The 25,631-nt window shown below is 60.7% G+C and carries 19 protein-coding genes, 1 tRNA gene, 1 pseudogene and 1 riboswitch; of the genes and pseudogenes, 16 read left to right on the top strand and 5 right to left on the bottom strand.

The window, feature by feature from the left end; all coding sequences use genetic code 11:
* Positions 1 to 62: 62 nt before the first annotated feature.
* Complete coding sequence (locus RW095_RS12995; protein ID WP_317019400.1) at positions 63 to 1,025, top strand: substrate-binding domain-containing protein; 963 nt, start codon at positions 63 to 65, stop codon at positions 1,023 to 1,025.
* A 111-nt stretch (positions 1,026 to 1,136) separates the two neighbouring features.
* Here RW095_RS12995 and RW095_RS12990 read toward each other — a convergent pair whose 3' ends face one another.
* The gene (locus tag RW095_RS12990) at positions 1,137 to 2,891 is read right to left on the bottom strand and encodes a methyl-accepting chemotaxis protein (RefSeq protein ID WP_317019399.1); all 1,755 of its coding nucleotides are present in this window, start codon (positions 2,889 to 2,891) and stop codon (positions 1,137 to 1,139) included.
* Between the two features lie 360 nt (positions 2,892 to 3,251).
* Between RW095_RS12990 and RW095_RS12985 the strand changes: the two genes are divergently transcribed.
* The gene (locus RW095_RS12985; RefSeq protein WP_317019398.1) at positions 3,252 to 4,268 is read left to right on the top strand and encodes a transporter; all 1,017 of its coding nucleotides are present in this window, start codon (positions 3,252 to 3,254) and stop codon (positions 4,266 to 4,268) included.
* A 165-nt stretch (positions 4,269 to 4,433) separates the two neighbouring features.
* Positions 4,434 to 5,627, top strand: a complete 1,194-nt coding sequence (locus RW095_RS12980) for a GGDEF domain-containing protein (protein WP_317019397.1) — start codon at positions 4,434 to 4,436, stop codon at positions 5,625 to 5,627.
* A gap of 60 nt (positions 5,628 to 5,687) precedes the next feature.
* On the opposite strand, the gene RW095_RS12975 is transcribed toward RW095_RS12980, so the two are convergent.
* Positions 5,688 to 6,539: an NAD-dependent epimerase/dehydratase family protein gene (locus RW095_RS12975; protein ID WP_317019396.1), complete on the bottom strand. Its 852-nt coding sequence runs from the start codon at positions 6,537 to 6,539 to the stop codon at positions 5,688 to 5,690.
* A gap of 172 nt (positions 6,540 to 6,711) precedes the next feature.
* Here RW095_RS12975 and RW095_RS12970 point away from each other — a divergent pair, with 172 nt between their 5' ends.
* On the top strand, positions 6,712 to 7,704 hold the full coding sequence (locus RW095_RS12970) for a LacI family DNA-binding transcriptional regulator (RefSeq protein WP_317019395.1): 993 nt from the start codon (positions 6,712 to 6,714) through the stop codon (positions 7,702 to 7,704).
* Positions 7,705 to 7,739: 35 nt separating this feature from the next.
* Here the strand turns inward: RW095_RS12970 and RW095_RS12965 are convergent, their stop codons facing one another.
* Positions 7,740 to 9,029, bottom strand: coding sequence for an MFS transporter (locus RW095_RS12965; protein WP_317019394.1), 1,290 nt, complete (start codon positions 9,027 to 9,029; stop codon positions 7,740 to 7,742).
* A 300-nt stretch (positions 9,030 to 9,329) separates the two neighbouring features.
* On the opposite strand from RW095_RS12965, the pseudogene RW095_RS12960 reads away from it, so the two are divergent.
* Positions 9,330 to 11,465: pseudogene (locus tag RW095_RS12960) on the top strand (hypothetical protein).
* Positions 11,466 to 11,471: 6 nt separating this feature from the next.
* Here the strand turns inward: RW095_RS12960 and RW095_RS12955 are convergent.
* Positions 11,472 to 11,732 carry a hypothetical protein gene (locus RW095_RS12955; protein ID WP_317019393.1) on the bottom strand — a complete coding sequence of 87 codons (261 nt, stop codon included), beginning with the start codon at positions 11,730 to 11,732 and terminating at the stop codon, positions 11,472 to 11,474.
* A gap of 417 nt (positions 11,733 to 12,149) precedes the next feature.
* Here RW095_RS12955 and RW095_RS12950 point away from each other — a divergent pair, with 417 nt between their 5' ends.
* The 11 genes from RW095_RS12950 (at position 12,150) to RW095_RS12900 (ending at position 24,363) form a co-directional block, all read left to right on the top strand.
* Positions 12,150 to 12,707 (top strand): Hsp20/alpha crystallin family protein, encoded by a 558-nt coding sequence (locus tag RW095_RS12950; protein WP_317019392.1) that lies wholly within the window; start codon positions 12,150 to 12,152, stop codon positions 12,705 to 12,707.
* A gap of 62 nt (positions 12,708 to 12,769) precedes the next feature.
* Positions 12,770 to 12,845: transfer RNA gene (locus tag RW095_RS12945), tRNA-Lys, on the top strand.
* A 201-nt stretch (positions 12,846 to 13,046) separates the two neighbouring features.
* A riboswitch (guanidine-I (ykkC/yxkD leader) is annotated at positions 13,047 to 13,146 on the top strand.
* 58 nt (positions 13,147 to 13,204) lie between these two features.
* Positions 13,205 to 14,275: a putative urea ABC transporter substrate-binding protein gene (locus RW095_RS12940; RefSeq protein ID WP_317019391.1), complete on the top strand. Its 1,071-nt coding sequence runs from the start codon at positions 13,205 to 13,207 to the stop codon at positions 14,273 to 14,275.
* A gap of 32 nt (positions 14,276 to 14,307) precedes the next feature.
* Complete coding sequence (locus tag RW095_RS12935) at positions 14,308 to 15,123, top strand: ABC transporter permease (RefSeq protein ID WP_317019390.1); 816 nt, start codon at positions 14,308 to 14,310, stop codon at positions 15,121 to 15,123.
* Positions 15,120 to 15,911, top strand: coding sequence for an ABC transporter ATP-binding protein (locus RW095_RS12930; protein WP_317019389.1), 792 nt, complete (start codon positions 15,120 to 15,122; stop codon positions 15,909 to 15,911). Before RW095_RS12935 ends, RW095_RS12930 begins: the two co-directional genes overlap by 4 nt.
* Before the next feature lie 13 nt (positions 15,912 to 15,924).
* Positions 15,925 to 16,629, top strand: coding sequence for an urea amidolyase associated protein UAAP1 (locus RW095_RS12925; protein ID WP_317019388.1), 705 nt, complete (start codon positions 15,925 to 15,927; stop codon positions 16,627 to 16,629).
* Between the two features lie 14 nt (positions 16,630 to 16,643).
* Positions 16,644 to 17,285 carry an urea amidolyase associated protein UAAP2 gene (locus tag RW095_RS12920; protein WP_317019387.1) on the top strand — a complete coding sequence of 214 codons (642 nt, stop codon included), beginning with the start codon at positions 16,644 to 16,646 and terminating at the stop codon, positions 17,283 to 17,285.
* A gap of 172 nt (positions 17,286 to 17,457) precedes the next feature.
* Positions 17,458 to 21,057: an urea carboxylase gene (gene uca / locus RW095_RS12915; RefSeq protein ID WP_317019386.1), complete on the top strand. Its 3,600-nt coding sequence runs from the start codon at positions 17,458 to 17,460 to the stop codon at positions 21,055 to 21,057.
* Positions 21,058 to 21,075: 18 nt separating this feature from the next.
* Positions 21,076 to 22,890 (top strand): allophanate hydrolase, encoded by a 1,815-nt coding sequence (gene atzF, locus RW095_RS12910; RefSeq protein WP_317019385.1) that lies wholly within the window; start codon positions 21,076 to 21,078, stop codon positions 22,888 to 22,890.
* Between the two features lie 276 nt (positions 22,891 to 23,166).
* Positions 23,167 to 23,526: a hypothetical protein gene (locus RW095_RS12905; protein ID WP_317019384.1), complete on the top strand. Its 360-nt coding sequence runs from the start codon at positions 23,167 to 23,169 to the stop codon at positions 23,524 to 23,526.
* Positions 23,527 to 23,679: 153 nt separating this feature from the next.
* Positions 23,680 to 24,363 carry an HD domain-containing protein gene (locus RW095_RS12900; RefSeq protein ID WP_317019383.1) on the top strand — a complete coding sequence of 228 codons (684 nt, stop codon included), beginning with the start codon at positions 23,680 to 23,682 and terminating at the stop codon, positions 24,361 to 24,363.
* Positions 24,364 to 24,770: 407 nt separating this feature from the next.
* Here the strand turns inward: RW095_RS12900 and RW095_RS12895 are convergent, their stop codons facing one another.
* The gene (locus RW095_RS12895; RefSeq protein WP_317019382.1) at positions 24,771 to 25,478 is read right to left on the bottom strand and encodes a hypothetical protein; all 708 of its coding nucleotides are present in this window, start codon (positions 25,476 to 25,478) and stop codon (positions 24,771 to 24,773) included.
* Positions 25,479 to 25,631: the final 153 nt, after the last annotated feature.

The raw sequence follows: 25,631 nt of genomic DNA, 5'->3' as shown, positions 1-25,631 counted from the left end.
AGCTCGCATTCATCCGTTGGCGTCGATGCTGTTGTCGAGCGCCGCCGGCAAGGAGAGAAACCATGACGCAGGGAATGCGCCGCCGCGTGCTGATCGCCGGTGCTCTGGCTGCGGCCGGTCTCGCGCGAGCGGCCGGTGCGGCAACGGTGGAAGGCGGCACGCCGAAGATCGCGCTCGTGCTGAAGTCGCTCAACGATCCCTTCACGGTCGCGATGGCTAATGCGGCAAAAAACTATCAGCAGCATTACGCGTCGCAATTCGCGTTGACGGTTCGCGGTACCGCGACGGAGACTGACACGGCCGGACAGATCCGAATCGTCGAGGACTTGATCAAGGCAAAGGTGAACGCCATCGTGATTGCGCCGTCCGGGTCCAAAGCACTGACGGCCGTGGTGGCGCGCGCGATCAAGGCGGGCATCATCGTGGTGAGCATCGACAATCCGCTCGACGACGCATTGCAGGACGCCGCGAAGATCTCCGTGCCGTTCGTCGGACCGGACAATCGCAAGGGTGCGACGCTGGTGGCGAACTATCTTACCGAGCGGCTTCAGGCCGGCGACCAGGTGGGGATCATCGAGGGCATCGCCGCGGACCGCAACGCACAGGAACGCACGGCCGGTTACAGGGAAGTCATGAACACGGCGGGCATGCAAGTGGTTGCGACCCAAGCTGCGGATTGGGAGTATGGCAAGGGCCGCGACGTCGCGTCGAAAATGCTCGGCCAGCATCCGCAGATTCGCGGCTTGCTATGCGCGAACGACAACATGGCCATGGGCGCGGCGGACGCTGTTCGCGACGCAGGCCGAACGGGCGGCATTTATATCACCGGCTACAACGCGATTGAAGCGATCAAGCCGTTGCTTGCCGACGGCCGCGTGCTAGCCACGGTCGACCAGTTCGGAGACCGGCAGGCCGTGTTCGGCATGGACGTTGCGTTGAAAGCCGTGACCGAGCAGAGAAAGCAGCGCGAATTGTCGCGGACGATAGAAACGCCGTTGCAACTGGTGACGGCACCGGCGCGGTAAGCCGTTTGCGGCCCGCCAACCGAACGGCGAATGCGCGGCACTCCGACAAAGCGAACGGCAGACCGCCGGCTGCCGCTCGCCTCCATAAGCGTCCGAGGCGCTGGACGACGTTTAGAAGATATCCCAGCCGTCCGATCGGGTTGCAGCTCCAGCCCCGCTGCCAGCCCCAACCGAAGCGGCAGTAGCGGGGCGCAAGGTGGCCGCCGAAGTGCGTTTGTTCGCGATAGCCCTGTTGTTCGCAGAGGCGCTTCGCCCACGAGGCGCAGCGGAGGACACCTGCGATGCCGACACCGCGGCGCCTTCGAGACGGAAGAACGACACCGACTGATTCAACTGCCGCCCCTGATCTTCGAGCGATTTGGACGCGGCCGCCGCTTCTTCCACCAGCGCGGCATTCTGCTGCGTGACCTCGTCCATCTGCGTGATTGCCTGGTTGACCTGTTCGATGCCGCGGCTTTGTTCCGCCGACGCCGCCGCGATTTCGCCCATGATGTCGGTCACGCGCGCGACTGCCTGCGTGACTTCCGCCATTGTCATTCCCGCCTTGTCGGCGAGTGACGAGCCGTCCTGGATCTTCTGCACGGACGTACTGATCAGATCCTTGATCTCTTTTGCCGCGCTCGACGAGCGCTGCGCGAGGTTGCGCACCTCGCTTGCCACCACCGCAAAGCCGCGCCCCTGCTCGCCCGCACGTGCGGCTTCGACGGCGGCATTGAGCGCCAGGATATTCGTCTGGAACGCAATGCCTTCGATCATGCCGGTGATCTCGGCGATACGCGCAGAGTTGGCGCTGATCTCGCCCATCGTCCCCACCATTTGGCCGACGACGCCATTGCCCTTCAACGCGACTTCGGATGCATTGGCTGACAAGGTGCTCGCCTGCTGGGCGTTTTCGGCGTTCTGTTTGACGGTGGCGGTCAACTCTTCCATGCTCGACGCGGTCTCCTGAAGGGACGACGCCTGCTGCTCCGTGCGCGACGACAGATCCACGTTGCCCGACGCAATCTCACTCGAGCCCGTCGCGATGCTGTCCGCCGCGTTGCGGACATTGCCGATCAGACGAACGAGGCTCGACTGCATCTCGCCCATCGATGCAAGTACGCTGCCTGCCGGTGCATTGCTCGCTCCGGGAACCGAGCGCAAGTCGCCCTCCGCGACGCGCCGCGTGACTTCCGCAAGCGCGACGGGCTCGGCGCCGAGCGCACGCAGCAAGCCGCGCGTGATGACGATCCCGGCCACGACTGCGAGCGCAATAGCACCGAAACAGAAGACGATCAGCAGGTTGCGCTGATGTACAAACTGTTCCGCCGATTCCTGCGCCAACTGCATCGCATGTTCATGCGTGGCGTCGGCGTATGCATTCGAAGCCTTGATCAATGCGGTGAGCAATGGCCTGCACTTGCCCGCGATTTCCGCGATCGCGGCCTCGTGTTGTCCGTTCACGGCGAGCCTGTCGATCTCCAGCGCGACCGGTCGATAAAGCTGTTCGATCCGCGATATCTCGCCAGCCAGAGCACGGGCCTTGTCGGTCATGTCCTGTGCGCTCGCCACCATCGCACTGAACTTCTCAAGGTTGCTCTCCACTCGCTTTTCAGCATCGAGCACGGCGGCCTTTTCGAGCTCGATGTCGGCAGATGACGAAACCAGCACCAGGTTGCGCACTGCCATCGCACGGTCGTCGACGGCGTTTCGCACCGACTCGGCCATCCGCGCGCGCGCATCGACGCCACTCATAAAGCCGGTGAAGCGCTCGTTCGCGTCGTTGAGCGCTTTCAGCGATATCGCCGAGACGATCAGCACGACGACAGCCAGTAGACCGAATGCGATAGCCAGCTTGTCCTTTTCCGACAGGTTACGAAAATTCATGATCTTGGACTCCAGTCGCCACTTTTCTGGCCAAAAACTAAGTAAAGGCTTTCTATTCCCTTTAACGCGAACGGGCAGCAGCGCACGATCCCAATCACTTGCGCCGATGCTAAACGCAATAACGGCCCGCGGTGCGGCGGCAATAGGGCGACTACTTGTGGCAATGCAAGCGCAAAGGTTTGCGTGTCATTGATATTCGCTATGAAGCAATTGCTCAATCAGAAATCGCCATACTCCCAGTGATTCCAAGGCAATATGACGATCGCGTGGCCTGGTGATGGCGGCCATCGGGGCTTCATCTTCGGCTGGTAAATTGCGGGTTGTTATAAACCTGAAGCGGAAGCAGACATTGGACGACTTATGAAATCTGAACTTCTGCTGCAAACTTACGGCTCGGATTCTTCCGGCATCGTGTGCGGCTTTGTCTTTTCGCCGACGCAACCCGGCCGGCCCATTTCCGCCGATGACGCGCTCGAATGGCTGCATGCGCCGCATACCGACGAATTTCTATGGCTGCATTTCAATCTGGCGCACAGCGCGAGCGAACGCTGGATGCGAGCGCAGCTCGATTTGCCTGAAACTTTTTTCGACGCGTTGCAGGAGGGTTCGCACTCGACGCGAATCGAACAGGCAGACGACGCGCTGCGCGCGGTGGTCAACGACGTCATGTTCAATCTCGAGTTCATTCCGTCGGAGATCGCCACGTTATGGATTTACGCCCACCAGCGAATCATCGTGACGGCGCGTCTGAAGCCGCTGCGTTCCGTGGACCGGTTGCGCGCGTCGGTGAAAGAAGGGGAAGTGTTCCGCTCGCCGGTGGAACTGCTCGTCCATTTGATGCGCGACCAGGCCGACCTGCTCGTGCAGATCGTCCGCCGCACGAGCGCGGATGTGGATCGTATCGAAGACCGCTTCCTCTCTCAGCGGCCCACGCAAAACCGGCTCGACCTCGGCGCGATGCGACGCATGCTGACTCGTTTGCAGCGGATGCTTGCGCCAGAGCCGGGCGCAATTTTTCGCCTGCTCGCAAGACCGCCTCGCTGGCTTCATCCTGAAGACGTGCAGGATTTGCGCGAATCGACGGAAGAGTTTTCAGTCGTGCTCTCCGACATGGCAGGTTTGATCGAACGCGTGAGGCTGCTGCAGGAAGAGATCATTTCCCGGCTGGAAGAACAGAATAACCGTACGCTGTTCACGCTCACCCTGGTTACGGTTCTCGCCATGCCGATCAACATCGTCGCGGGGTTCTTCGGTATGAATGTGGGCGGCATTCCGTTTGCCGAGAACCACCATGGTTTCTGGGTGATGGTGGTGCTCGTGGCCTGCTTCACGGGACTGACGGCTTGGTGGGCCTTTCGACGAAGAAAGGACCGATAGCGCGGCGCCAAGCGCGACTCGCGGCCACTATTGCCGATGCATCGGGTGCCGGGAGAGCGGCAGCATCGAAATGAAGTCTGTCCGTAAGAGGGCTGTGCCAACGGACGCTATAGAAAAATCAAAGGCCGCACGCCACATGTGCGGCCAGCATAATGCCAAAAGACCATGTCCAGTTCCCTTGCGCTGCTCGCTACCTTGTTCGTCTCATGTCTTTCGAGCGCGGCTGTGCTGGGTTACCTTGCGCGATGTAAGGTGGCCGGATTACGTCGCTGGCTTGCCGCGCATTGCCTGTTCGCGGTCGCATCCGGGGTGCTGTTTCTCGTGCATGCTCGCCCTTCGGCGGCCGTGATGCTTGCGTCGTGCATGCTCGTGCTTGGCGGCGCACTACTCATGCTGCAAGGTTGCCGCGCGTTCGTCGGCAAGCCGCCGTGCCGGACAGGTGAGCATCTCGCGTTAGGTGTGTTCGTGGGCGCCGTCGTGTACTGGACGTGGGAGTCGCCGAACGTCAGCGCGAGAGCCGCGGCCATGTCGTTCGCGCTTGCGTATGCGCGCATCGCCGTAGGGTGGACGCTCTGGAGCTCGCGTGTGCGTGAGCGGCCACAATACGGGTACTGGCTCGTGCTTTGCGCGGCGCTTGCCGGCGGAATCGTGTACTTCGCGCGGGGCGTTCTGAACGCTTTCTTCGCCGATCACGCGATAAGCTGGCCGACGCACGTCGCTCCGGATTTCGCCTTTCTCGGCATCAGCATTCTTTCATTGCCGCTCCTGTCGATCGGCCTCGTGATGGTAGCCAACGACCGTCTGATGCAACAGGTCGAGAAGCTGGCCAGTTTCGACGAGTTGACCGGCGCCCTGGTGCGTCGGGCATTCATGACTCGCGGCGCAACGCTTTCGCAGACGGCACGTGCGGCGCACACTGAACTGTGCGTCGCGATCATCGACATCGACGACTTCAAAACCATCAACGATCGACACGGGCATGCCACAGGCGACCGCGTTCTTGCCGACTTCGGCGCCGAAGTGCATCGGCACATGCGTGCCGGTGACGTGTTCGGTCGCTTGGGCGGCGAGGAGTTCGCGATACTTTTCCCGCATACGTCGATGGCGGAAGCGGCTCGACTGGTCGGCAGCATGCTCGCCGCGGTCAGTTGCCCGCTGCCGGCTGCAAATGGCAAGCTGGCCTATGCGTTCAGCGCCGGCATCAACGAATGCGCTCAGGCGGAGAGTCTGAGCGACGCGCTGGCCGGCGCGGACGCAATGCTGTATCGCGCGAAACGAGCCGGCAAATGCCGGATCGAACTGGCGCGGACGGAACGCGTGAACCACTCTGCGAACGACATGGCGCGCTCGGCGTATTAGCGCCGTGCGTTGAATGCCTGCACGCGGCGCTGTGAGCACACGCCGCGCTGCGTTGACGCGCTATCGCGGGTTTTCACGCTCGAGCGGCTCGCCCAGCACGAAGGGTCCACCTTGAAAGCGCTGCGCCGGGTCGTCGCGCGAGCCGTCAGGCGCGGTTGCCGGGAAGCGTGCTGCAAACGGCGCTGAACTGTCGCGCGGATTAAAGCCAAGGAAACTGGCCTTGGTGTTGTCCCACCACTTGACCGGATTGTCCGATGCGCCGTACACCACCACATGTCCCACCCGGTTCGTGAACAGCGAGCAGCGCACGAGTTCGATCAAGTCGCGATAGCTCAGGTACGTGACGAGCATCCGCGGGTTCTTCGGCTCTTCGAACGACGAGCCGATGCGCATGCACACCGTCTCTATGCCGAAGCGATCGTAGTAGTAGCGCGAAAGCGCCTCGCCGAAGCACTTGGTCACGCCATATAAGGTGTCGGGGCGCTGCGGCGCATCGGCGTCGATTACTTCGGTTACCGGATGAAAGCCGATCACGTGGTTCGAACTTGCGAACGCAATGCGCTTCACGCCGTGTTTGCGCGCCGCCTCATAGAGGTTGTATGTGCCGGCAATGTTCGCGCCGAGCAGGTCGTCGAAAGGGGCGTCGATTGAAATGCCGCCCAGATGCACGATTGCGTCCACGCCTTCCACCAGTTGCATGACCGCTTCACGGTCCGCGAGATCCACCACGCTCGTCTCCTCATGCGGCGCGGGCTCGCCCAGGCTCGCAATGTCGGTCACACGAACGACATCGGCCCATTCGGCGAGTGCGCCGCGCAACTGGCGGCCCAGATTTCCGGCGGCGCCCGTCAGAAGCAGACGCCGGAAGGGCTTACGTGGTGCGGCTTCGGGTTGAGTCATCGTTTGGCTCATCGGTGAAACTCCTGCAAGTAGCGTGGCTAGTTAGGTGAACGTTTTTGACAACGAGCAAATCAACGGTAGGCCGAGTGTTAGTGAACATCTCAGCGAACCGGAAAGGCCCGCATATGCGGTCTTTTCTGCGACAATCGGTTAACAAAAAGAAAACGTTACCTTCGGGTTCGGGATGAAAAAACTTTCTCCAACTATTCGCGACGTCGCTGCCGCTGCGGGTGTCTCGGTCGCAACCGTGTCGAAGTACATGAACGGCGCGCAGCGCTTCTCCGCGCCGGTCGAGGCTCGACTGAAGGCCGCGATCGAAGAACTCGGCTACCGTTCGAATCCGCTCGCGCGATCCATGATCACCGGCCGCACGCGCGCAATCGGGCTGACGATTCTCGACATCAGCAATCCGCACTTCACCAACGTCGTGAAGGGCGCGAACCGCATTGCGCTGCGCCACGATTACACGCTGCTGCTCGTCGATACCGACGAAAACCAGGCGCGCGAACGACCGTTGATCGAAGCGCTTGCGCAGCGCGTGGACGGGCTGATCCTCAGTTCGCGCATGTCCGACAGCGAGTCGAAGTGGTTGCTCGATCTCGGCAAGCCACTCGTGCTGTTGCGGCACAGCGATACGTTGCCGATCCCGAGCGTGGGCATCGACAACCGGCTTGCCACCTACATGCTCGCGCGGCATCTGCTAAATCTCGGGCATCGTCAGATTGCTTACCTCGGCTTTGGGCAGGCACGCATCAACGACGAGCGGATTCGCGGCGCGCGCGAGTGTCTCGAAGAAGCGGGTCTGACGCTCGACGTGTACGACGCGCATGCGCCGACCGCTCATGCCGGCGAACATGCGTGTTCGCGCGTGATGCTCGGTCCGCGCAGGCCGCATGCGGTGATCTGCTATAACGACCTGATCGCGCTTGGCTTCATGAAAGAGGCAGCGTCGCTCGGTATCAAGGTGCCGCAGGAGTTGTCGGTAACCGGCGTCGACAACGTTCCTTACGGCGAATACGCAGCGCCGGCGCTGACCACGGTCGATATTCAAAGCGAGAAGATGGGCGAGCTCGCGATGCAAAAACTGATCGACGCACTTGCGGGCCACGCCGATACAGGACATTCGATGTTCGAGCCGAGGCTCATCGTCCGTGAATCGACGGCGGCCTGCGGCTGATACGCGTCGCGCTTTCACCTCACGTTTCTCGCGCTTTACGCTTCGAATTTCGCCGGCGCCATGCGCGGCGTCAGCATGTGCATCACGGCAAACGCGATAAGGTACGCGAGCGCGCCAATCGCGAACAGCACCCAGTAGTGACCGGTGCGTTGCAGCACCTGCCCGATCACTTCCGAAAACAGCACGCCGCCAATCGAACCAGCCATTCCGCCGATGCCGACGACCGCGCCGAGCGCGCGCTTCGGAAAGAGGTCCGACGCCGTGGTGAAGAGATTCGCGGACCAGCCCTGATGCGCGGCGGCCGCGAGGCCGACAATCGCAACCGCGCCCCACAGGTTGTCGATCTGCGAGACGAACGCGATCGGCAGCACGCAACATGCGCAGATGAACATCGCCGTTTTGCGCGCGGCGTTCACGCTCCAGCCTGCACGCAGCAACGCCGACGAAAGCCAGCCGCCGCCGATGCTGCCGACGGTCGTCATCGCGTAGATGCAAACGAGCGGCAGGCCGATGTGCTGCATGTCCATGCCGCGCGACTCGTTGAGCCACTTCGGCAGCCAGAACAGATAAAACCACCACACCGGATCGGTCAGGAACTTGCCGATCAGGAACGCCCACGTCTGACGCTTGCGGATCAGCACGCCCCAACCGGGCGCACGGGCGTTGACGTTGGCGGCATCGAGCGCTTCGACTTCGTCGCGGGCTTCTTCGAGATCGTCGTCGTGCGAACGCGGTTCAGCCGAGCGGTAAAAGGCGAACCATACGGCGAGCCACACAATGCCCAGCGCGCCGATGATCACGAACGCCGAGCGCCAGCCGAACGCCAGTGCAAGCGGCGGGATGATCGCGGGCGCGAATACCGCGCCGATATTCGCGCCTGAGTTGAAGATGCCGGTGGCCAGCGCGCGCTCGCGCCGCGGAAACCATTCGGCGGTGGTCTTGATTGCGGCCGGGAAGTTGCCGCCTTCGCCTATGCCGAGCAGCGCGCGCACCATCGCGAAGCCGGTTACCGAGCCCACCGCGGCATGCAGCATCGCGGCAATGCTCCACAAGAGCATTGCAAGCGCGTAAGAAATTCGCGTGCCGAGCCAGTCGACGATCCGGCCGAAGCACAACAGTCCCACTGCATAAAACGCGGAGAACGCGATGACGATGCGGCCGTACTGCACCTGGCTCCAGCCGATGTCGTGCTGCAGCAGCGGCGCGAGCAGACCGAGAATCTGCCGATCCATGTAGTTGATGACGGTCGCGAAGAACAGCAGCGCGCACACCGTCCAGCGATAGCGGCTGGCGGTACGGGCAAGACCGATTACGGCAGTTTGCATGAATGTCTCCGTCGCGCAGCCTCGCTCGTCGCGCCGCGCTATAGGTACTGGGCGACGAGCGCCCCAAGCCCGTCACGCGCGACGCAGCGCAACAACGCCAAGTCGGCGATTTGGACCCAATTAGGAAAACGTTTTTCTAAGCATAGAAGCTTTGCCGGCGCTTTACTAGTACTGAGTTTACCTAGGATTGTGCGCACTGCCGCAGTAGTGCGAGCATGCAGATCTGACGAATGGTTAATCGTTTTCTTTCGGTTTTCAGAGGCTAGCTGTGCTCCATCCAATTCCAATCAGGAGACAAACATGCGTTCCCCACGAAATTCCTTCGGCGTGTGTGCCGCAAGTGCGCTGACACTTCTCATGACGGCCTGCGGAGGCGGCAGCGATGCGATCCAGCCGCCTGCCGCCACGCCCACGCCTTCTCTTCATTCAATCGTCTACGGCGCGAGCGATACAAGCGTCCCGCCCGGGACCGATGTGCCCATTACGATGATGGGTCAGATGCGAGCGCTGTTCGACCTGATCAGAAAGGCGCCGGACTTTACGCAAGTCGTGATGGATCTCGGCGACGGCAATCCGGTACACGTGCTCGACACCAACACCGGCGACAAGTTTTTGCCGGGCAAGCTGGCGCTCGGCCTTTCGTACATCCTGATCGATATGAAGGCCAAAGGCGACCCGAAGTACACGGACTATCTCGCGACGTACCAGAAGATCACCACCGCGATGATGAGTCAGTCGAGCGGCGCGGATTACCTGTACGCGAACACGTCGTGGGGCGAATACTATTACCTGGTTGCCCTGAACAATTTCAAGGCGCGCGGCATGCTGAACGAAGTATTCAGCGACGCAATGCTGGCGACGCTGCAAAACCGCCTGACGTTTTGCGACATGTTCGGCGCCGATTCCAGCGGCAAGACCAACACATGCCCTGCTGCCGGCGTGCCGATCGACGTTGCCTCGCTCAATACCGCGCAGAATTATTACGCCGTGTCGTACGGTATTGCAGGACTACGGCAGAAGCTCGGCTGGAGCAATCCGACTTTCTCGTCTACCAGCGACCCGGCCGTTGCGACGATGAGCGCACGCGATGCGTTGTTGTACACGCTCGCCAATCATATTCGCAACGACTCGTCCGGAGGGTTTTCGGACGAAGCGTCGAACACACATACGACCTATTACGACAAGGCGCGCTTCGACAGATATAGCACGCTGCTGATCGGCGAAGTGGTGGAGCGCACACTGGAAATGGGCAATGAGGCCAATCTCACGCCGGAATTGAAGGGCTATTTGAGAAAATCGGTGGATCTCATTCTTCCGCAATTGAATGCCGACGGCGAGGGCTTCAACTACGGGCGTTCGATCGGTCCTTATGGCGATTCGGCGTTCATGGAAGTGCTCACCGCCGCAGCCAATGCGGGTGTATTGACACCGCAGGAAATGCAGATTGCCTATACATTCATCTATAAGGCGGCTCATCGCTATGAGACGTTCTGGTATGACCCGACGTTGCCGACTCCTTCGGTGAATATGTGGGTGAAAGGTCGTGGCACCGACACTTACCGCGGCAAGCCACGTGTAATGGGTGAGAACTTCAGTCTGCTGCATCAGTACATGTATGTGGATGCGTGGTGGAGCAAGCTCGGCTTCGGCGGCAAGGCGCCTATGTCGGACTCCGACTTCCAGGCCTGGCTCGATGCGCGGCCGCGCTATACGCTCACCTGGTACAACCAGCCTACCGATACCGCGCATCCGTACAGCGCGGCGCTTGTCACGGTACGCGACGGCAATCGGGTCATCAATCTGAACCTGAGCCAGGCGCCAGACTATAACTCGTACACGCCGTATTACCCTGTTCCTTTCTCCGACAAGCTCATCTACGGCACGACGGACCTCGGCTACGCACTGCTCATTCCGCAAGTGTCGTACAACGGCAAAACGTACATACCGGTCACGTACTATAAAAATCTGAACGTCACGGAAAGCAATGGCTAGGTGATCGTGTCGTTCGATACCGCGAAGTTCAGGCAAGCCACAAAGAACGCAGCGTTTTCCACCGACCTCGATTTGCAGGCTCACACCGTTCTCACGTTCGGTCGGGGCGCGCTTACGCGAACCGATACGCTAAGCTCGGCAACGCTGACCGGCAGTCTGGCCGTCGAAACGGATTTCACATCGTTCGCCGATTTCCAGAAGACGACAACCAACAGCGACGGCTTCTCGGTCAGCTATGCCAATAGCAGCGCGACTGCTTACGGCACCACGGGCTTCGACGGTTGCGCTCTGTCCAACTTCGACACGGCGGGCGGCGCGACGAACCCATTGTCGACAACGCCAATCGGACAGTTGCATTCGAAGTTTGCGTGTACCACGCAGCCCTTCACGCTGAATGCGGGCGGCAATCGTACGTTCACGTGGAGTCTGAAGTACTCGAGCTAGCGTCCTTCAATGCGGCTGCTCGATCATCAGATAGCGGATCACCAGCGCGGGGTCGGCTATATCGAGTATCAGGCGCCGCAGGATGCGCTTGCGCATATGGTTCTCGTCGAGCAGCCACGGGCCGCCTGCGTCGCTTAGATAGCGGCACAGCGCGGCCCGCGTGTCGGTGTCGGAGGGCAGGTTCAGGCGTACCGCGAAGAGCCCGGCGACCACGTCGTCGAGTTCCAGCGTCAGCGGACGCGAGTCGATGGTGAGCGTCAGTTCCATAGGTATTCGAACCTCACGCAAGGTGGCTGCGGCTCATGAAAAAAGCGGCTCCGCCAGTCGTGAACCGACAGCGGGCTGCGCGCAAACAGCGAGAATGGGTAACGCCCGCGGTTGGGGCGCAGCCGTTGCCAGCGCGCTGGCGGAAAGCGAAATAGGGTTTCTACGTGCGACTTCAAGAGGGTGTTTGCCGGGGAGTTTGTAACAAGATTTTTCGGCGGGCGAGGGTAGCCGACGCGCCGTATCGTTCTGCAAAACGCGTACTTGAAAAACCTTGGCCGCCAGCCTATTTTATTTTCGGCTCAGCAGTCGCGTTGCACGCGCTGCGTGTTTCGATTTGTTTGTCAGTGGACAGATTTCCCTGATCGGCGAGCTGGAGCGCGTGGTCCGGTTCGCCTCCAGGGGCGAAGGAGCAACACCATGAGCGATAAAAAATGGAATCCGTTCAAGTTTCTTCGCGGCTCAGGCCGCAAACCCGAGGCGGAGAGTGCTTCGGCGCCACCGTCGAGCGAGCAATGGCGCGCGGCGTGGCCTGACATTTCGCGGCTCTTTCCTCGCGATCCGTGGCGCGCGGTCGAGGAGTTCTTCCACGATCCGTTTGCAGGCCGCGGCGCGCTCGAGCGATGGTTTGGCGACTTCAGTTCGTCGCGCTTCCAGCCGCGTATCGACGTGGTCGACGAAGGCAAGATATTGCGCGTGACGGTGGAACTGCCGGGCATGGAGCGCGAGGACCTGACCGTGAGCGTCGAGGACGGCGCACTCGTATTGCGCGGCGAAAAGAAGCAGGACGTGCATAGCGAGGAAGACGGCTGCTATCGGCTCGAACGTGCATACGGAAGGTTCGTGCGCACCATTCCCATGCCGGAGAACGCCGATCCTGAGCGCACGCTGGCCAGGTTCGACAAAGGCGTGCTGACTCTAACCGTACCGAAGCAGGAGCCGACCCGAGCCGCGAGCCGCAACATTGAAATTGGCTAGCACGATGGGCATGGGCTTGCAGAGCTTATAAGCGCCCGGCGGCGAGCCGGCGCGAGGGGACCGGGCCGTTAGCTCAGCTGGTAGAGCAGCGGACTTTTAATCCGTTGGTCGGCGGTTCGAATCCGCCACGGCCTACCATCCAATCCGGTGTGGCCGGACCCGACCGGCCGCCACGCCCGAAAAGGGTGCGCGTTGACGCATCGCAGTGCAGGTCGTCACCGCACGAGGGCACAAAAGACGTCTGACACGCGGAGAACGTGCAATCTCTTCGTTGGCACACTTCCCGCTTAAGAGAGTGGGCAAGGGGCCGGCGCATCATCCGGTTCGTCAAACAATTTGGAAATGGACGGCTAGGGTTCCGGCCTGCTTCTCGCAGGCGCTGGTCCGAGAGCTGTCGACCTCAGGCGAGGTTACACGGCGGGATAAAAGCCCGGGAGAGAACGCGATGTTTGCGCTGCTCCCTGCCGTCGCTAACCGTCCCCTCCGAGGTCAACCTCATGCGCAAGCTCGCTCGCTGTCTTGGCATCGCCGCCATCTCCCTCGCCACATTCGCCTCCAGTGCCGCGTTCGCCGCGGGTCGCAACGACTTCAAGGTTTGCTGGACCATCTACGCGGGCTGGATGCCGTGGGGCCAGGCGAAGACTCAAGGCATCGTCTCCAAGTGGGCCAGGAAGTACGGCATCAATATCGATGTCGTGCAGTTGAACGACTACGTTGAGTCCATCAATCAGTACACCGCCGGCAAGTTCGACGGCTGTGCAATGACCAATATGGACGCGCTCACCATTCCGGCTTCGGGCGGTGTCGATTCGACGGCGTTGATTGTCAGCGACTACTCGAATGGCAACGACGGCGTGCTCATGAAAGGCAAGGGCAAGCAGATCGCCGATCTGAAGGGGCAGCAGGTCAATCTCGTGCAGTTCTCCGTGTCTCATTACCTGCTCGCCCGCGCATTGGAAAGCGCACATATGAGCGAGCGCGACCTCAAGGTGGTGAACACTTCCGACGCCGATATTTCAGGTGCTTTCGCGACGCCCACCGTCCACAACGCGGTGACGTGGAACCCGATGCTCGCTGACCTGAGAGCACAGCCCAACGTGACCGAAGTCTTCGATTCCAGCAAGATTCCTGGCGAGATCATGGACATGATGGTCGTCAACACGAAGACGCTGCAGGCGGATCCCGCACTCGGAAAAGCACTGACGGGGGCATGGTTCGAAATGGTCGCGTTGATGCACAGCAACTCGGCGGAAAGCACCTCCGCTTTGACCGCAATGGCGAAAGCCTCCGGTACCGACCTTGCAAACTTCAGAGGTCAGCTTTCGACAACGGCGCTTTTCTACACGCCGAAGGCCGCACTCGATTTCGTCACCAGCCCTGACATGCCGAAGATCATGACGCGTGTCGCAAAGTTCTCCTTCGACCATGGCCTGCTCGGACAGGATGCCCGCAGCGCGGACGCCGTGGGCATGGCTTTCGATAAGAACGTCGTGGTTGGCAACAAGAACAACGTCAAGCTTCGCTTTGACCCGACCTACGTCGAGATGGCTGCCGCGGGCAAGCTGTAACACGGATATCCCGGCTTAAAGAGGCGGTCACCATGAGATTGATCAATCGACATCCGAGCCGGATCGGCGGCCTGATGCTACTTCTGCTGCCGTTCGTCGTGCTGTTGGCTGTGTATTTCACGGGGTCCGCCGAGCGGCTCAAGCTCAATCCTGATGACAAGCTGCTGCCGAGCGCAGCGCAAATGAACGATGCCGTGAAGGCAGTCGCATTCACCGAGGACAAGCGCACCGGTGAGTACCTGTTGTGGGCCGACACGCTGTCGAGCCTGAGACGACTCGGAATCGGCCTTCTCGTAAGCGCGGTGATTGCTCTTGTGGTGGCCGTGGCGACGGGCTCGTTTCCGGTGGTGAGTGCAACGCTCTCGCCGTTCGTCACGGTGATCTCGATGGTGCCGCCGCTCGCGGTGCTGCCGATTCTTTTCATTGTGTTTGGACTCGATGAATTGTCGAAGGTGGTTCTCATCGTCGTCGGCATCACGCCAATGATCATTCGGGACTTGCATGCTCGCGCGAAAGAGATACCAACGGAGCTGTGGGTCAAGGCTCAGACGCTTGGCGCTACGAGCTGGACGTTGATCTTGCGGCTCGTGCTGCCGCAACTCCTGCCGCGATTGCTTGCGGCGATGCGTCTTTCGCTGGGAGCCGCATGGCTCTTTCTCATCGCGGCCGAGGCGATAGCGTCAACCGATGGCTTGGGCTACCGCATTTTCCTCGTGCGCCGATATCTGTCGATGGACCTGATTCTGCCGTACGTCGCGTGGATTACGCTGCTTGCCTGGCTCACGGATGAACTGCTTCGCCGGATCACGCAGTGGTCCTTCCCCTGGTTTGGCGGAGGCGCGCGATGATCGAAGTCCGCAACGTCTGGAAAGAGTATGGCGATCAGGTTGTGCTTGAGCGTTTGAATCTGACCGTCAAGGAGGGTGAGTTCTGTTCGATGGTCGGCGCGTCTGGATGCGGCAAATCGACGTTTCTGCGACTTCTGCTGGGACAGGAGCAAGCGACGCGCGGCGAGATTCTGTTGGACGGACAGCCCCTGCCGGGCGAGCCGGATGCACACCGTGGCGTGGTTTTTCAACGCTACTCTGTGTTCGACCATCTCACCGTGCTGCGCAATGTGACGCTTGGACTGGAGCTTCCACGAGCGAAGTTCACGGGGCGGCTGTTCGGCGCTCAACGACGTCGCGCCCGCGACGAGGCTGCCGCGATGCTCGAACGCGTGGGCCTCGGCGCCGCCGCTGACAAGTATCCGCGGCAGCTCTCCGGCGGCATGCAGCAACGCCTTGCAATCGCTCAGGCGCTGATGATGAAGCCCCGCGTCCTGCTGCTCGACGAGCCGTTCGGCGCGCTCGATCCCGGCATTCGCCGAGACATGCATGAGTTGCTGTCCGACCTGTGGCGCGAATCGAACCTCACCATCTTCATGGTCACGCATGACCTGAAAGAAGGTTTCACTCTGGGCAGTCGCGTGCTCGTCTTCGACAAGGTTCGGGTGGACCCGCAAGCGCCCGGAGCTTACGGGGCGCGCATTACCTACAACATTCCGCTCGACCGTAGCCGCGAATCCGTGTCCGCTGTTCATCTGGCCCAAGCGGCGGTGCAAGGCGCGTCGAATGTCGAAGCAATCTCGGACTGAAGGGAACGTGGACATGAATCTGTTACTTGAAGAAACCGTGCCCGGCGGCGGTCATACGTCGCTCATCGTCAAGCGCGGACAGTCGCTTCGCGTGACCGACCTGCGCGGTGGCGCAAACGTCAGCGTCATGATGGTCAATGCAACGGAAAAGAGCGAGCGTCTTAACCTGCCTGATTCGCTGAAGTGCCAGCACACCGCGAAGCTGACCATCGGCCACTGCCTGTATTCGGACATGGGCCGTGTTCTCGCTGCGATCGTGGCAGACACGTGCGGCTGGCATGACAGCATCGGCGGGGTGTCGAACGCTGACGAAGTCTTCGAGCAATACGGCAGCGGGCGCTACCAGGAATTGCGCAACTCTTTCTATCGCAATGGCACCGACAACCTGCTCGTCGAGATGAGCAAGTGGGGGCTCTCCATTTCCGACTTGCTGATGACGCTGAACCTCTTCAGTCGTGTGGACGTTAGCGGCGACGGAACACTCAGCTTCGTGAAAGGCAACTCGAAGGCCGGCGACTACGTCGAGCTGTATGCGCCGATGAACACGCTGGTCGTGCTCACTGCGATCCAGCATCCACTGGACCCAAGCCCTGAATATTCGCCGAAGCCTGTGAAGCTCGAATTGAGCGAGGCAGACCCGGGCGTGGCCGAAGTATGTCGCACCGCATGCGATGAGAACGTGCGCGGCTTTATCAACACCGAACGATTCTTTCTGTGAGCGGAGGGCTACTCATGACCAGCACACTTGTTGTCAGTGACAAACGTCCCGAAACGGCGGCTTTCCGTCAGACCGTCGCGGCCGGCGAACCCTGGCTTCACGAGGTAAAGGCCGGGCGCACATTGCGCATCGTCGATCTCGAAGGCAATCAGGCGGTCGACACGCTTTTCTATAGTCTTGCCGACCCTCGCGAGCGTTTCGACCCGCAACGCACGCTGCGGCGTCAGAAAAGCCTGTACCTGACAGCCGGTTCCGTTCTGTATTCGAATCGCGGCAACGCGATGTTGACCATCGTTGCAGATACCTGCGGTCGCCACGATACGCTCGGCGGTGCCTGTGCGCAGGAGAGCAACACGGTTCGTTATGCGCTGGAAAAGCGTTACATGCACAGCTGCCGCGACAACTTCCTGCGTGCTTGTGCGCATGACGGCCGTCTTTCCAAACAGGACGTCGGCGCGAACGTCAACTTCTTCATGAACGTGCCCGTGACTGCTGAAGGCGGCCTTACTTTCGAAGACGGCATTTCTGCGCCGGGCAAGTATGTCGAGCTGCGCGCGGAGATGGACGTCATCGTGCTGATTTCGAACTGCCCGCAGTTGAACAACCCGTGCAATGCCTACAACCCTACGCCTGCGGAGTTGCTGATATGGGACTGAAGCGCGTTCGCAGTTTGATCTACTTCCTCCTGCTTGTTCGCTCCGGACGCTGCGTGACTTGCACCCGAGAACAACTGAATCTGGCAAATCGCTGACGCGACTTCAGCCGTGGACGACCGCGGCTGCAAATTCCCACGGCGGGACGACCCGCCTTTGAATCCGGGTTCCTCCCATGTTTGAGAAGATCCTCATCGCCAATCGCGGTGCAATCGCTTGCCGCATCCTCAGAACGTTGCGCGAACTCAATGTGACCGGAGTCTCCGTTTTCTCGGAGGCCGACAGGGCGAGCCGTCATGTGAGCGAAGCGCCGATTGCGCACGAATTGGGCGACGGCCCCGCAGCGATGACCTACCTCGACTCGACGAAGATCCTCGAGATTGCTCGCCGCGAAGGCGTGCAGGCTATTCATCCGGGATATGGGTTCCTGTCCGAGAACGCAGCTTTCGGCGAGGCATGTGAAGCAGCGGGTATCGCCTTCATCGGTCCGACGCCCGCACAGTTGCGAGCATTCGGGCTCAAACATACGGCTCGGGAAATCGCGGGCAATCAGGGTGTGCCGATGCTCAAGGGCACCGGCTTGCTGGAAGACTTGCCGGCAGCACTCAAGGCAGCTGAAACCATTGGCTATCCGGTGATGCTGAAAAGCACGGCGGGCGGTGGCGGTATCGGCATGCGAGTGTGTTGGCATGCGGACGAACTCGGTGCGCATTTCGATGCGGTCAAACGCCTTGGCGAAAACAACTTCAGCGATTCGGGGGTGTTCCTCGAAAAGTACATCGAAAGAGCCAGGCATCTCGAAGTTCAGGTTTTCGGCGATGGAAAGGGAGACGCGATTGCGCTCGGTGTCCGCGACTGCTCAGTGCAGCGGCGCAATCAGAAGGTGCTGGAGGAAACTCCCGCGCCTTGCTTGCCGGAAGGGATAGCGGAGGCATTGTGCGATGCTGCCGTCAAGCTTGCCAAGGCGGTGGATTACCGCTCTGCCGGTACGGTCGAATTCGTGTACGACAGCGCCGCCCAGCAGTTCTACTTCCTGGAAGTGAACACGCGTCTGCAGGTGGAGCACGGAGTGACCGAGCAGGTTTGGGGTGTCGACCTCGTTCGCTGCATGATCGAACTGGCGGCAGGAACACTCGCGCCTCTGAATGAACTCGCCGCAGGTCTCAAACCGCGAGGCCATGCGATTCAGGCTCGACTTTACGCCGAAGACCCGGGCCGCGACTTCATACCGAGTCCGGGCCTTCTCACCGATGTGGCTTTTCCGCAGGCCGACGGAAGTGCGCTGCGTATCGATACGTGGATTGAATCCGGTTGCGAGGTGCCGCCGTACTTCGATCCGATGCTTGCAAAGATCATCGCGTGGTCGCCGACGCGCGAAGAGGCGCGACACGCGCTGAACGATGCGTTGCGGAACACACGTACCTTCGGCGTCGAGACAAACCGTGACTACTTGCGCCAGATTCTCGACGACGAGCCTTTTGCTTCCGGAGAACCGTGGACCCGTTGCCTGGAAGGCCTAAAGTATCGAGCGAGCACCGTTGAAGTAGTCAGTGGCGGCACCCAAACCACGGTGCAGGATTTCCCCGGCCGACAGGGTTTCTGGGCAGTAGGCATTCCGCCGTCAGGTCCGATGGACGACCGCGCCATGCGGCTCGGCAATCGCCTGCTCGGCAACGCGCCGGAAGCGGCTGCTCTAGAGATCACGATGAGCGGGCCGACGCTGCGATTCAACACCGACGCCGTCATCGCCATCACCGGTGCGGAGATTCCGGTACTGCTGAACGACGTGAGGCAACCGCTCAATACCAGCGTCTTTGTCCCGGCGGGCTCTGTTCTGGCGCTCGGTACGATTCGGGGCGCGGGCGCGCGCGCATATATGTGCGTGCGCGGCGGCCTGGACGTTGCGCTGTATCTGGGAAGCCGCAGCACTTTCACGCTCGGCCAGTTCGGTGGGCATGGTGGCCGCGCCATTCGCGCGGGCGACGTGCTTCACCTTTATCCACTGCAGGATACGCGAGCTGCCGCTGCGCTCGCCAATGTACCGAAGCTGGAGAGCGTTCGCACGATACGCGTGATCTACGGTCCGCACGGCGCGCCGGAGTACTTCAGTGCCCGTTACATCGAGCAATTCCTCGATACGGAGTGGGAGATACATTTCAATTCGAGTCGTACCGGCGTGCGCCTTATCGGACCGAAGCCGCAGTGGGCGCGCGAAGACGGTGGAGAAGCCGGGCTGCATCCGTCGAACATTCACGACAATCCCTATGCAGTCGGTGCCGTCGATTTCACCGGCGACATGCCTGTGATTCTCGGGCCAGACGGTCCGAGTCTCGGCGGCTTTGTCTGTCCTGTGACGATTATCGAAGCCGACCTTTGGCACATCGGCCAGCTAAAGGCAGGCGACAAGGTTCGCTTCGTGCCCGTGGAAATCGGGCATGCGCGCGAAGCGGCACGCGAGCGCAATCGCGAGCTGGAGAGCCTTGAGATTGGGCAATGCGCGCCAATCGGGAGACGCTCGTCGCTGACGTCTCCCATTGTTCTCGACTCGGGCGATGCCGGCGAAAGGCTCGTAGCACGTTTGTCCGGCGACACACATCTTCTTCTGGAGATTGGTCCGCCGGAACTCGACCTCGTTTCGCGCTTTCGCGGGCATGCACTGATGCAGGCACTGGAAGCGAAAGCGCTTCCGGGCGTGATCGACCTCACGCCGGGGATACGTTCGCTTCAGATTCATTATCGTCCCGACGATTTATCTCTTGCGCAGCTGCTTGGCATCGTAGGGGAGGCCTGGGAGCGAGTCCTGTTGATGAAGGACCTTCGCGTGCCGTCGCGCGTCGTCCATATTCCTCTTTCGTGGGACGACCCCGCGTGCCAACTCGCGATCGAAAAGTACATGACCACGGTGCGCAAGGACGCGCCGTGGTGCCCGAGCAACCTCGAATTCATCCGGCGTATCAACGACCTCGAGTCGATCGACTCAGTCAAGCGCATCGTCTTCGACGCGAACTATCTCGTGATGGGGCTAGGCGACGTGTACCTGGGCGCACCGGTCGCGACGCCGCTCGATCCGCGTCACCGTCTGGTGACGACCAAGTACAACCCGGCGCGGACCTGGACCGCGGAGAATTCGGTGGGCATCGGCGGCGCGTATCTCTGCGTCTACGGAATGGAAGGACCCGGCGGCTATCAATTCGTGGGCCGCACGCTGCAGATGTGGAATCGCTACCGGAAGGTTGCGGACTTCGCCGGGCAGCACTACTTACTGCGCTTCTTTGACCAGATCCGCTTCTATGAAGTCTCGCCCGAAGAACTGCTGCGCATTCGCGCCGACTTTCCGCTCGGACGCTACCCGTTGCGGATCGAGGAGGCGGAGCTTTCTCTGCCGGCCTATCAGGCGTTCCTTGCGAGCGAATCTGCCAGCATCGACGCGTTCCGGTCCCGGCAACAGGCAGCATTCGAAGCCGAGCGTGAGCGCTGGCGAGAAGCGGGCACATCGGAAGATGCAATCGAGGCACCCGTGGCCGAAGACGCTCAACTGACTCCGCTGGAAGACGGCGAGGTTGCAGTGGACAGCGAGATTGCCGGAAGCCTCTGGCAGGTCAAGGTAAAGACTGGCGACGTGGTTGCCGCAGACGACGTACTCCTTATTATCGAGTCAATGAAAATGGAAATATCGGTGTGTGCTCCCTGCGCTGGAACCGTCGGCGAGATTTACGTGGGTCCCGGCTCGCCTGTGCGCGCCGGGCAGCGGATTGCAGTCATTGAACGTCACTGAATACGAGGACACACAGCCATGTCGTCATTTGACCTGCGCCTTCCGATACTGCGTAATGCATACCGTGCCGGAACCCTTGCGCCTCGTACTCTCGTGAATGAACTTCTTCGGAAAGCCGCGGAGCTTAATGCAGAGTTCAACCTGTTCATACATCTTCTGACCGAAGAAGAAATCGCGCCATACCTCGATTGGCTCGATCGGCAGAACATTGAGAACCTGCCGCTTTACGGCATTCCATTCGCCATCAAGGACAACATCGACCTAGCCGGTATCGAGACCACGGCTGCGTGCCCGGCTTTTGCGTACACGCCTTCTGAGTCGGCGACGCTGGTCGCGCAACTGATTGCGCTCGGCGCCATACCGCTCGGGAAGACCAATCTCGATCAGTTCGCTACCGGTCTTAACGGTACTCGCTCGCCTTATGGAAAGTGCCGCAACAGCGTGCATCCCGACTATCCCTCTGGGGGTTCCAGCGCTGGGTCGTCGTTGGCTGTTGCGCTCGGTGTCGCCAGTTTTGCGCTAGGTACCGACACGGCCGGTTCCGGCCGCGTGCCTGCGGGACTCAACAATCTCGTCGGACTCAAACCAACTAAAGGCATTCTGTCCACGGCGGGCGTAGTGCCCGCTTGCCGCACCCTCGATTGCGTGACCTTCTTCACGGCCACAGCGGAAGAAGCGAGCGAGCTTCTCTCGCTGACTGCGCTCACCGATCCTCGCGATGCATACAGTCGCAAGAATCCGCAATGGAATTCCGCGCGAGCCTTTGGCGCGCCGGCCGCTTTCCGATTCGGCGTTCCTTCGCAACTGGAGTTTGCGGGATGCGCGGAGAGTCCGGCGCTTTTCGCCACGGCTCGTGAGATGCTTGAAGCAGCGGGAGGCGAGGCTGTCGAGATCGACTTTGCGCCATTCGTTGAAGCAGCAAATCTTCTTTATCAGGGGCCGTGGGTCGCGGAGCGTTACAGCGTGGCGGGCGAGTTGATGTCGACGAGGCCGGACGCAGTGCTTCCAGTCATTCGCGACGTGCTCGCCAAGGCGCCGGGCGCAACCGCTGTCGAATTGTTCCAGGCGCAATACCGCCTTCAGGCATTGAAAGCTCGTTGCGATGCATTGATCGAGACACTCGATTGCGTCCTCACACCGACATATCCGCGCGCTGTGACGCTCGCCGAACTGGAGCAAGATCCAATCGGGCCGAACTCATTGCTCGGTTACTACACGAACTTCATGAACCTGTTGGACTACGCGGCTGTCGCCACTCCGACAGCATTTATGAAGAACGGGCTTCCGTGGGGTGTGACCGTTTTCGGACGCGCGTTCACCGACCAATATCTGTTGGGAATTGCGGATCTTTTGCAACGGGCAAGCGGCATCGAATGCGTTGGCGGGAACAGGATAGCGCTGTCCGAGCGACGCCTGGCGACGAACGATCAAATGCTCGTCGCGGTGTGCGGCGCGCACATGCAAGGCTTACCGCTGAATAAAGACATGCTTTCTCGCGGCGCGGTTTTGCAGCAGTCCATGCAGACGGCGCCTCACTATCGACTTGCAGCGTTGCTAGCGTCGCCGGATGGCACTCGGCGTCCGGGGCTATGGAGAGTCGGCGATGGCGGCGTCAACGTCGAGGTCGAAGTCTGGAAGATGCCTGCCTCGGAGCTTGGCTCATTCATCGCGACGGTTCCGTCGCCGCTGGCTCTCGGCAAGATCGAACTATCGGATGGCTCGTGGGTGACCGGTTTCCTGTGCGAACCGTATGGCGTTCAGTCGGGCACCGACATCTCCGGATTCGGCGGATGGCGGGCATGGCTTGCCAATGAGCGCGGCGTCGACGCTTGAGCGTCGTTCTTTCAGTTTGGGTTTGAGCGGAGCAACACGCGCGCACTAGTGCAGCGAAGCGTTTCCCAACGGGGCGTGCTCGCTGCGTCGTCGTCCGGCCGCGCACTCACAGTCCCGCCTCGGCTACGAGTTGCAACGCTGGCGCGAGCTTCATGCAAACTTCGAGCCGCTCCAGCGCGTACGCGAGATTCCTTTGTGCGATCTGCACGTGCTCTGTGGCCAGTGCGAACGCTCGCGTACCCTCGCCGCGCTCCACATCGCCTGAACCAGGCTGTGATGCTGCTCATGGGCCATGAGCAGCCATTGGCGGCCTTTCTCGATGGCCGATTGCATCGGCAGCATCGCGCTTGCGGCGAGCGGCAGCCGGTTGTTCGTGCCGGTATAGCCGGCAAGTCATCGAGGTCGAATTCTGACTTCAGTTGGTATCCGGTGCCTTCAATTGCGATGCCTTTTACGCTGCGGTGCGTCCTCAAAATGAACCGTGCATTGCCGGACTTCGTCCCGCTTGCAAGCCGGCTAGGCCAGTGCACACCAGCGCTGGCAGAAAACACCGTTTCGTTGGCCGTGATCCCGGCATCAATCGAATTGAAAGTCGGCTGTCTCCGTCCGATACTTGGCTTGTGGTTTTTCCTTTGATGAAGTACTCGACGATAGACACACCGGCTCGGCTAACGCAGTGAAAGACTGGCAATCCGAACTCCGGCATACGAAGGTCCCGATTCTCAACATAGCTTGCTGAAGCCGCTCGTAAGACGCGCGGCTCGACCAGGCACATATGGAGCAACGAACATGACGACGATCGCAGGAATCAAGATTCCCGATAGCACGATGGCACGTGCGGCTACCGAACTCGTTCGCGACACGGAGTCGGACCTGCTTTTCCATCACTCGACCCGTGTGTTTCTTTTCGGCGCTCTCACCGGTGAGCGCAGGCGGTTGAAATATGACCCGGAGCTTCTGTACATCGGCGCAATGTTCCATGACCTGGGGCTTACCGAACAATTCCGCGCGTCCCAGAACCGCTTCGAGGTGGACAGCGCGAATGCAGCGCGTAACTTCCTTGAGGAGCACGGTATTCCCGAAGGAGATGTCGACCTCGTGTGGGACGCCATTGCGTTGCATACCACGCCGGGCATTCCGCCATTCAAGAAGCCGGTGGTCCAACTGGTGACGGCAGGCGTCGAGATGGACGTGCTCGGCTTTGCATTTGACGAGTTCACCGAGGAACAGCGCAAGGTGGTGGTTTCTGCTCACCCTCGTGGGGAGAACTTCAAGGAGCAGATCATCAATGCCTTCAACGATGGAATGAAGCACCGGCCGGACTCGACATTCGGCACGGTCAACGACGACGTGCTTGCGCTGAAGGACGTGGGTTTCCGTCGCAAGAACTTCTGCAGCATCATTCTTGGGAATGCGTGGAACGACTCGAGTTACGCGTGCACTTGCAACGATCCGGCACATAAGCATGGTTGAATGCGCGGGCTGCGATCTGTCTGGCTGCGCAAGCGTCGGTGAGACACCCGTGATTGCAAGGGATTTGTCCGCGAAGCGGATTCGCTGCGAGCCAGGGCGCGATGTCTGAATGCATGACTAACGTGTAGCGCAAGCTTGAGAGCCAGACAGCCGACGAGGCGTGTCCCACAACACGCGTCGGCATCTGGAATCAGGCGTTCGACGAGCGTGAGGGGCGGAGCTTGATCAATCCGCACCGGCGAGCGCCGAGACGTCGGTTCGCGACAAAGCGCAGAACATGTCCATCAAAGACCGCACCCGAAAGAGATGCAGAGAACTGAGGCCCGCGCAAAGCGAACCTCAGTTCTACCGAAAGGAGCCAATCAGCAGTCGGAGAACTTTCCGAGTTGCTGTGGCCCGTAAACGGCTTAGTGCTTCGTCACCTGGCCGTAGGCGATCACCGAGTTATCGGCTGCCTTGATCAGATAGATGATCGAGCGTTGATACAGCGTCGTGCTGCCGGCAACGGGCAGGAACGTGATAGCGGCATTACCCGAGTAAGTCGCTCCCGAAGCCAGCAAGCAGGTACTTGTGGTGCCGCTCACCGTCATCGTGTAGAGGTTCTTGTTTGAGCCGGGGGTGGTCAATGCCAGCGACCCCGTGACACCGCAGCCGGAAAGGTTGCCAGTGAAGCCGCCGGCGTCGTCGACGGTCAGCGTCGTCCCAGTTTCCGCCCACGTTCCAGCAACGCTCGATTGCGTTACAGCAAGCGCGTTCGCCGGATCGTAATTCAATGCGAGGTTCACCGTTTGGCCGTTGGCGACATAGCTGCCGGTCAAGGTCTGCTTCGCGCTGAACGTCCCGCTTCCCGAGGTGGCCGTATAGCGGAAGCCTCCCGTGCTCTCGAAGCCGCTCGTCAATGTCCAGTTCGGCGCCGCAGGCGCTGCGATGCCGAAGAAAGTCGATGTGACGACCGTGAAGAGACCGCTCAGGTAGGAAATGTTGTTCGCCGGGTCCACCATGGCGGTCGTCCGGGAGGACGACGCGTTGGTCCAGATACCCTCGAAGCCATTCCCCGTGGCGGCAGTCGCGCCGGCTTGCGGGGACGTCAGGCTCGGCAGCGACTCGCCCGCCACGACAGGCGCCGACGAGGGCGCCGGTGCGCTGGCACCGGTGGCCGGCGCACCGGTTTGAGCACCCGGCGAACTGTCGCCCCGCCCCCGCCGCACGCGGCGAGCGTGAATGAACCGAACGCGGCAATGATTAAAGGTAGTTTTTATTTCATTTTC

It is taken from the genome of Paraburkholderia kirstenboschensis, from assembly GCF_032806925.1.
Lineage (GTDB): Bacteria > Pseudomonadota > Gammaproteobacteria > Burkholderiales > Burkholderiaceae > Paraburkholderia > Paraburkholderia kirstenboschensis.
This window is presented reverse-complemented; position numbering and strand designations above follow the sequence as displayed.

Coding starts and splice junctions, on each gene's coding strand:
- RW095_RS12955 (WP_317019393.1), bottom strand. CDS start 11,732: ATGGAACTGACGCTCACCATCGACTCGCGTCCGCTGACGCTGGAACTC.
- RW095_RS12900 (WP_317019383.1), top strand. CDS start 23,680: ATGACGACGATCGCAGGAATCAAGATTCCCGATAGCACGATGGCACGT.
- uca (WP_317019386.1), top strand. CDS start 17,458: ATGTTTGAGAAGATCCTCATCGCCAATCGCGGTGCAATCGCTTGCCGC.
- RW095_RS12925 (WP_317019388.1), top strand. CDS start 15,925: ATGAATCTGTTACTTGAAGAAACCGTGCCCGGCGGCGGTCATACGTCG.
- RW095_RS12975 (WP_317019396.1), bottom strand. CDS start 6,539: ATGAGCCAAACGATGACTCAACCCGAAGCCGCACCACGTAAGCCCTTC.
- RW095_RS12970 (WP_317019395.1), top strand. CDS start 6,712: ATGAAAAAACTTTCTCCAACTATTCGCGACGTCGCTGCCGCTGCGGGT.
- RW095_RS12930 (WP_317019389.1), top strand. CDS start 15,120: ATGATCGAAGTCCGCAACGTCTGGAAAGAGTATGGCGATCAGGTTGTG.
- RW095_RS12995 (WP_317019400.1), top strand. CDS start 63: ATGACGCAGGGAATGCGCCGCCGCGTGCTGATCGCCGGTGCTCTGGCT.
- RW095_RS12905 (WP_317019384.1), top strand. CDS start 23,167: ATGCTGCTCATGGGCCATGAGCAGCCATTGGCGGCCTTTCTCGATGGC.
- RW095_RS12940 (WP_317019391.1), top strand. CDS start 13,205: ATGCGCAAGCTCGCTCGCTGTCTTGGCATCGCCGCCATCTCCCTCGCC.
- RW095_RS12980 (WP_317019397.1), top strand. CDS start 4,434: ATGTCCAGTTCCCTTGCGCTGCTCGCTACCTTGTTCGTCTCATGTCTT.
- atzF (WP_317019385.1), top strand. CDS start 21,076: ATGTCGTCATTTGACCTGCGCCTTCCGATACTGCGTAATGCATACCGT.
- RW095_RS12990 (WP_317019399.1), bottom strand. CDS start 2,891: ATGAATTTTCGTAACCTGTCGGAAAAGGACAAGCTGGCTATCGCATTC.
- RW095_RS12985 (WP_317019398.1), top strand. CDS start 3,252: ATGAAATCTGAACTTCTGCTGCAAACTTACGGCTCGGATTCTTCCGGC.
- RW095_RS12965 (WP_317019394.1), bottom strand. CDS start 9,029: ATGCAAACTGCCGTAATCGGTCTTGCCCGTACCGCCAGCCGCTATCGC.
- RW095_RS12920 (WP_317019387.1), top strand. CDS start 16,644: ATGACCAGCACACTTGTTGTCAGTGACAAACGTCCCGAAACGGCGGCT.
- RW095_RS12935 (WP_317019390.1), top strand. CDS start 14,308: ATGAGATTGATCAATCGACATCCGAGCCGGATCGGCGGCCTGATGCTA.
- RW095_RS12950 (WP_317019392.1), top strand. CDS start 12,150: ATGAGCGATAAAAAATGGAATCCGTTCAAGTTTCTTCGCGGCTCAGGC.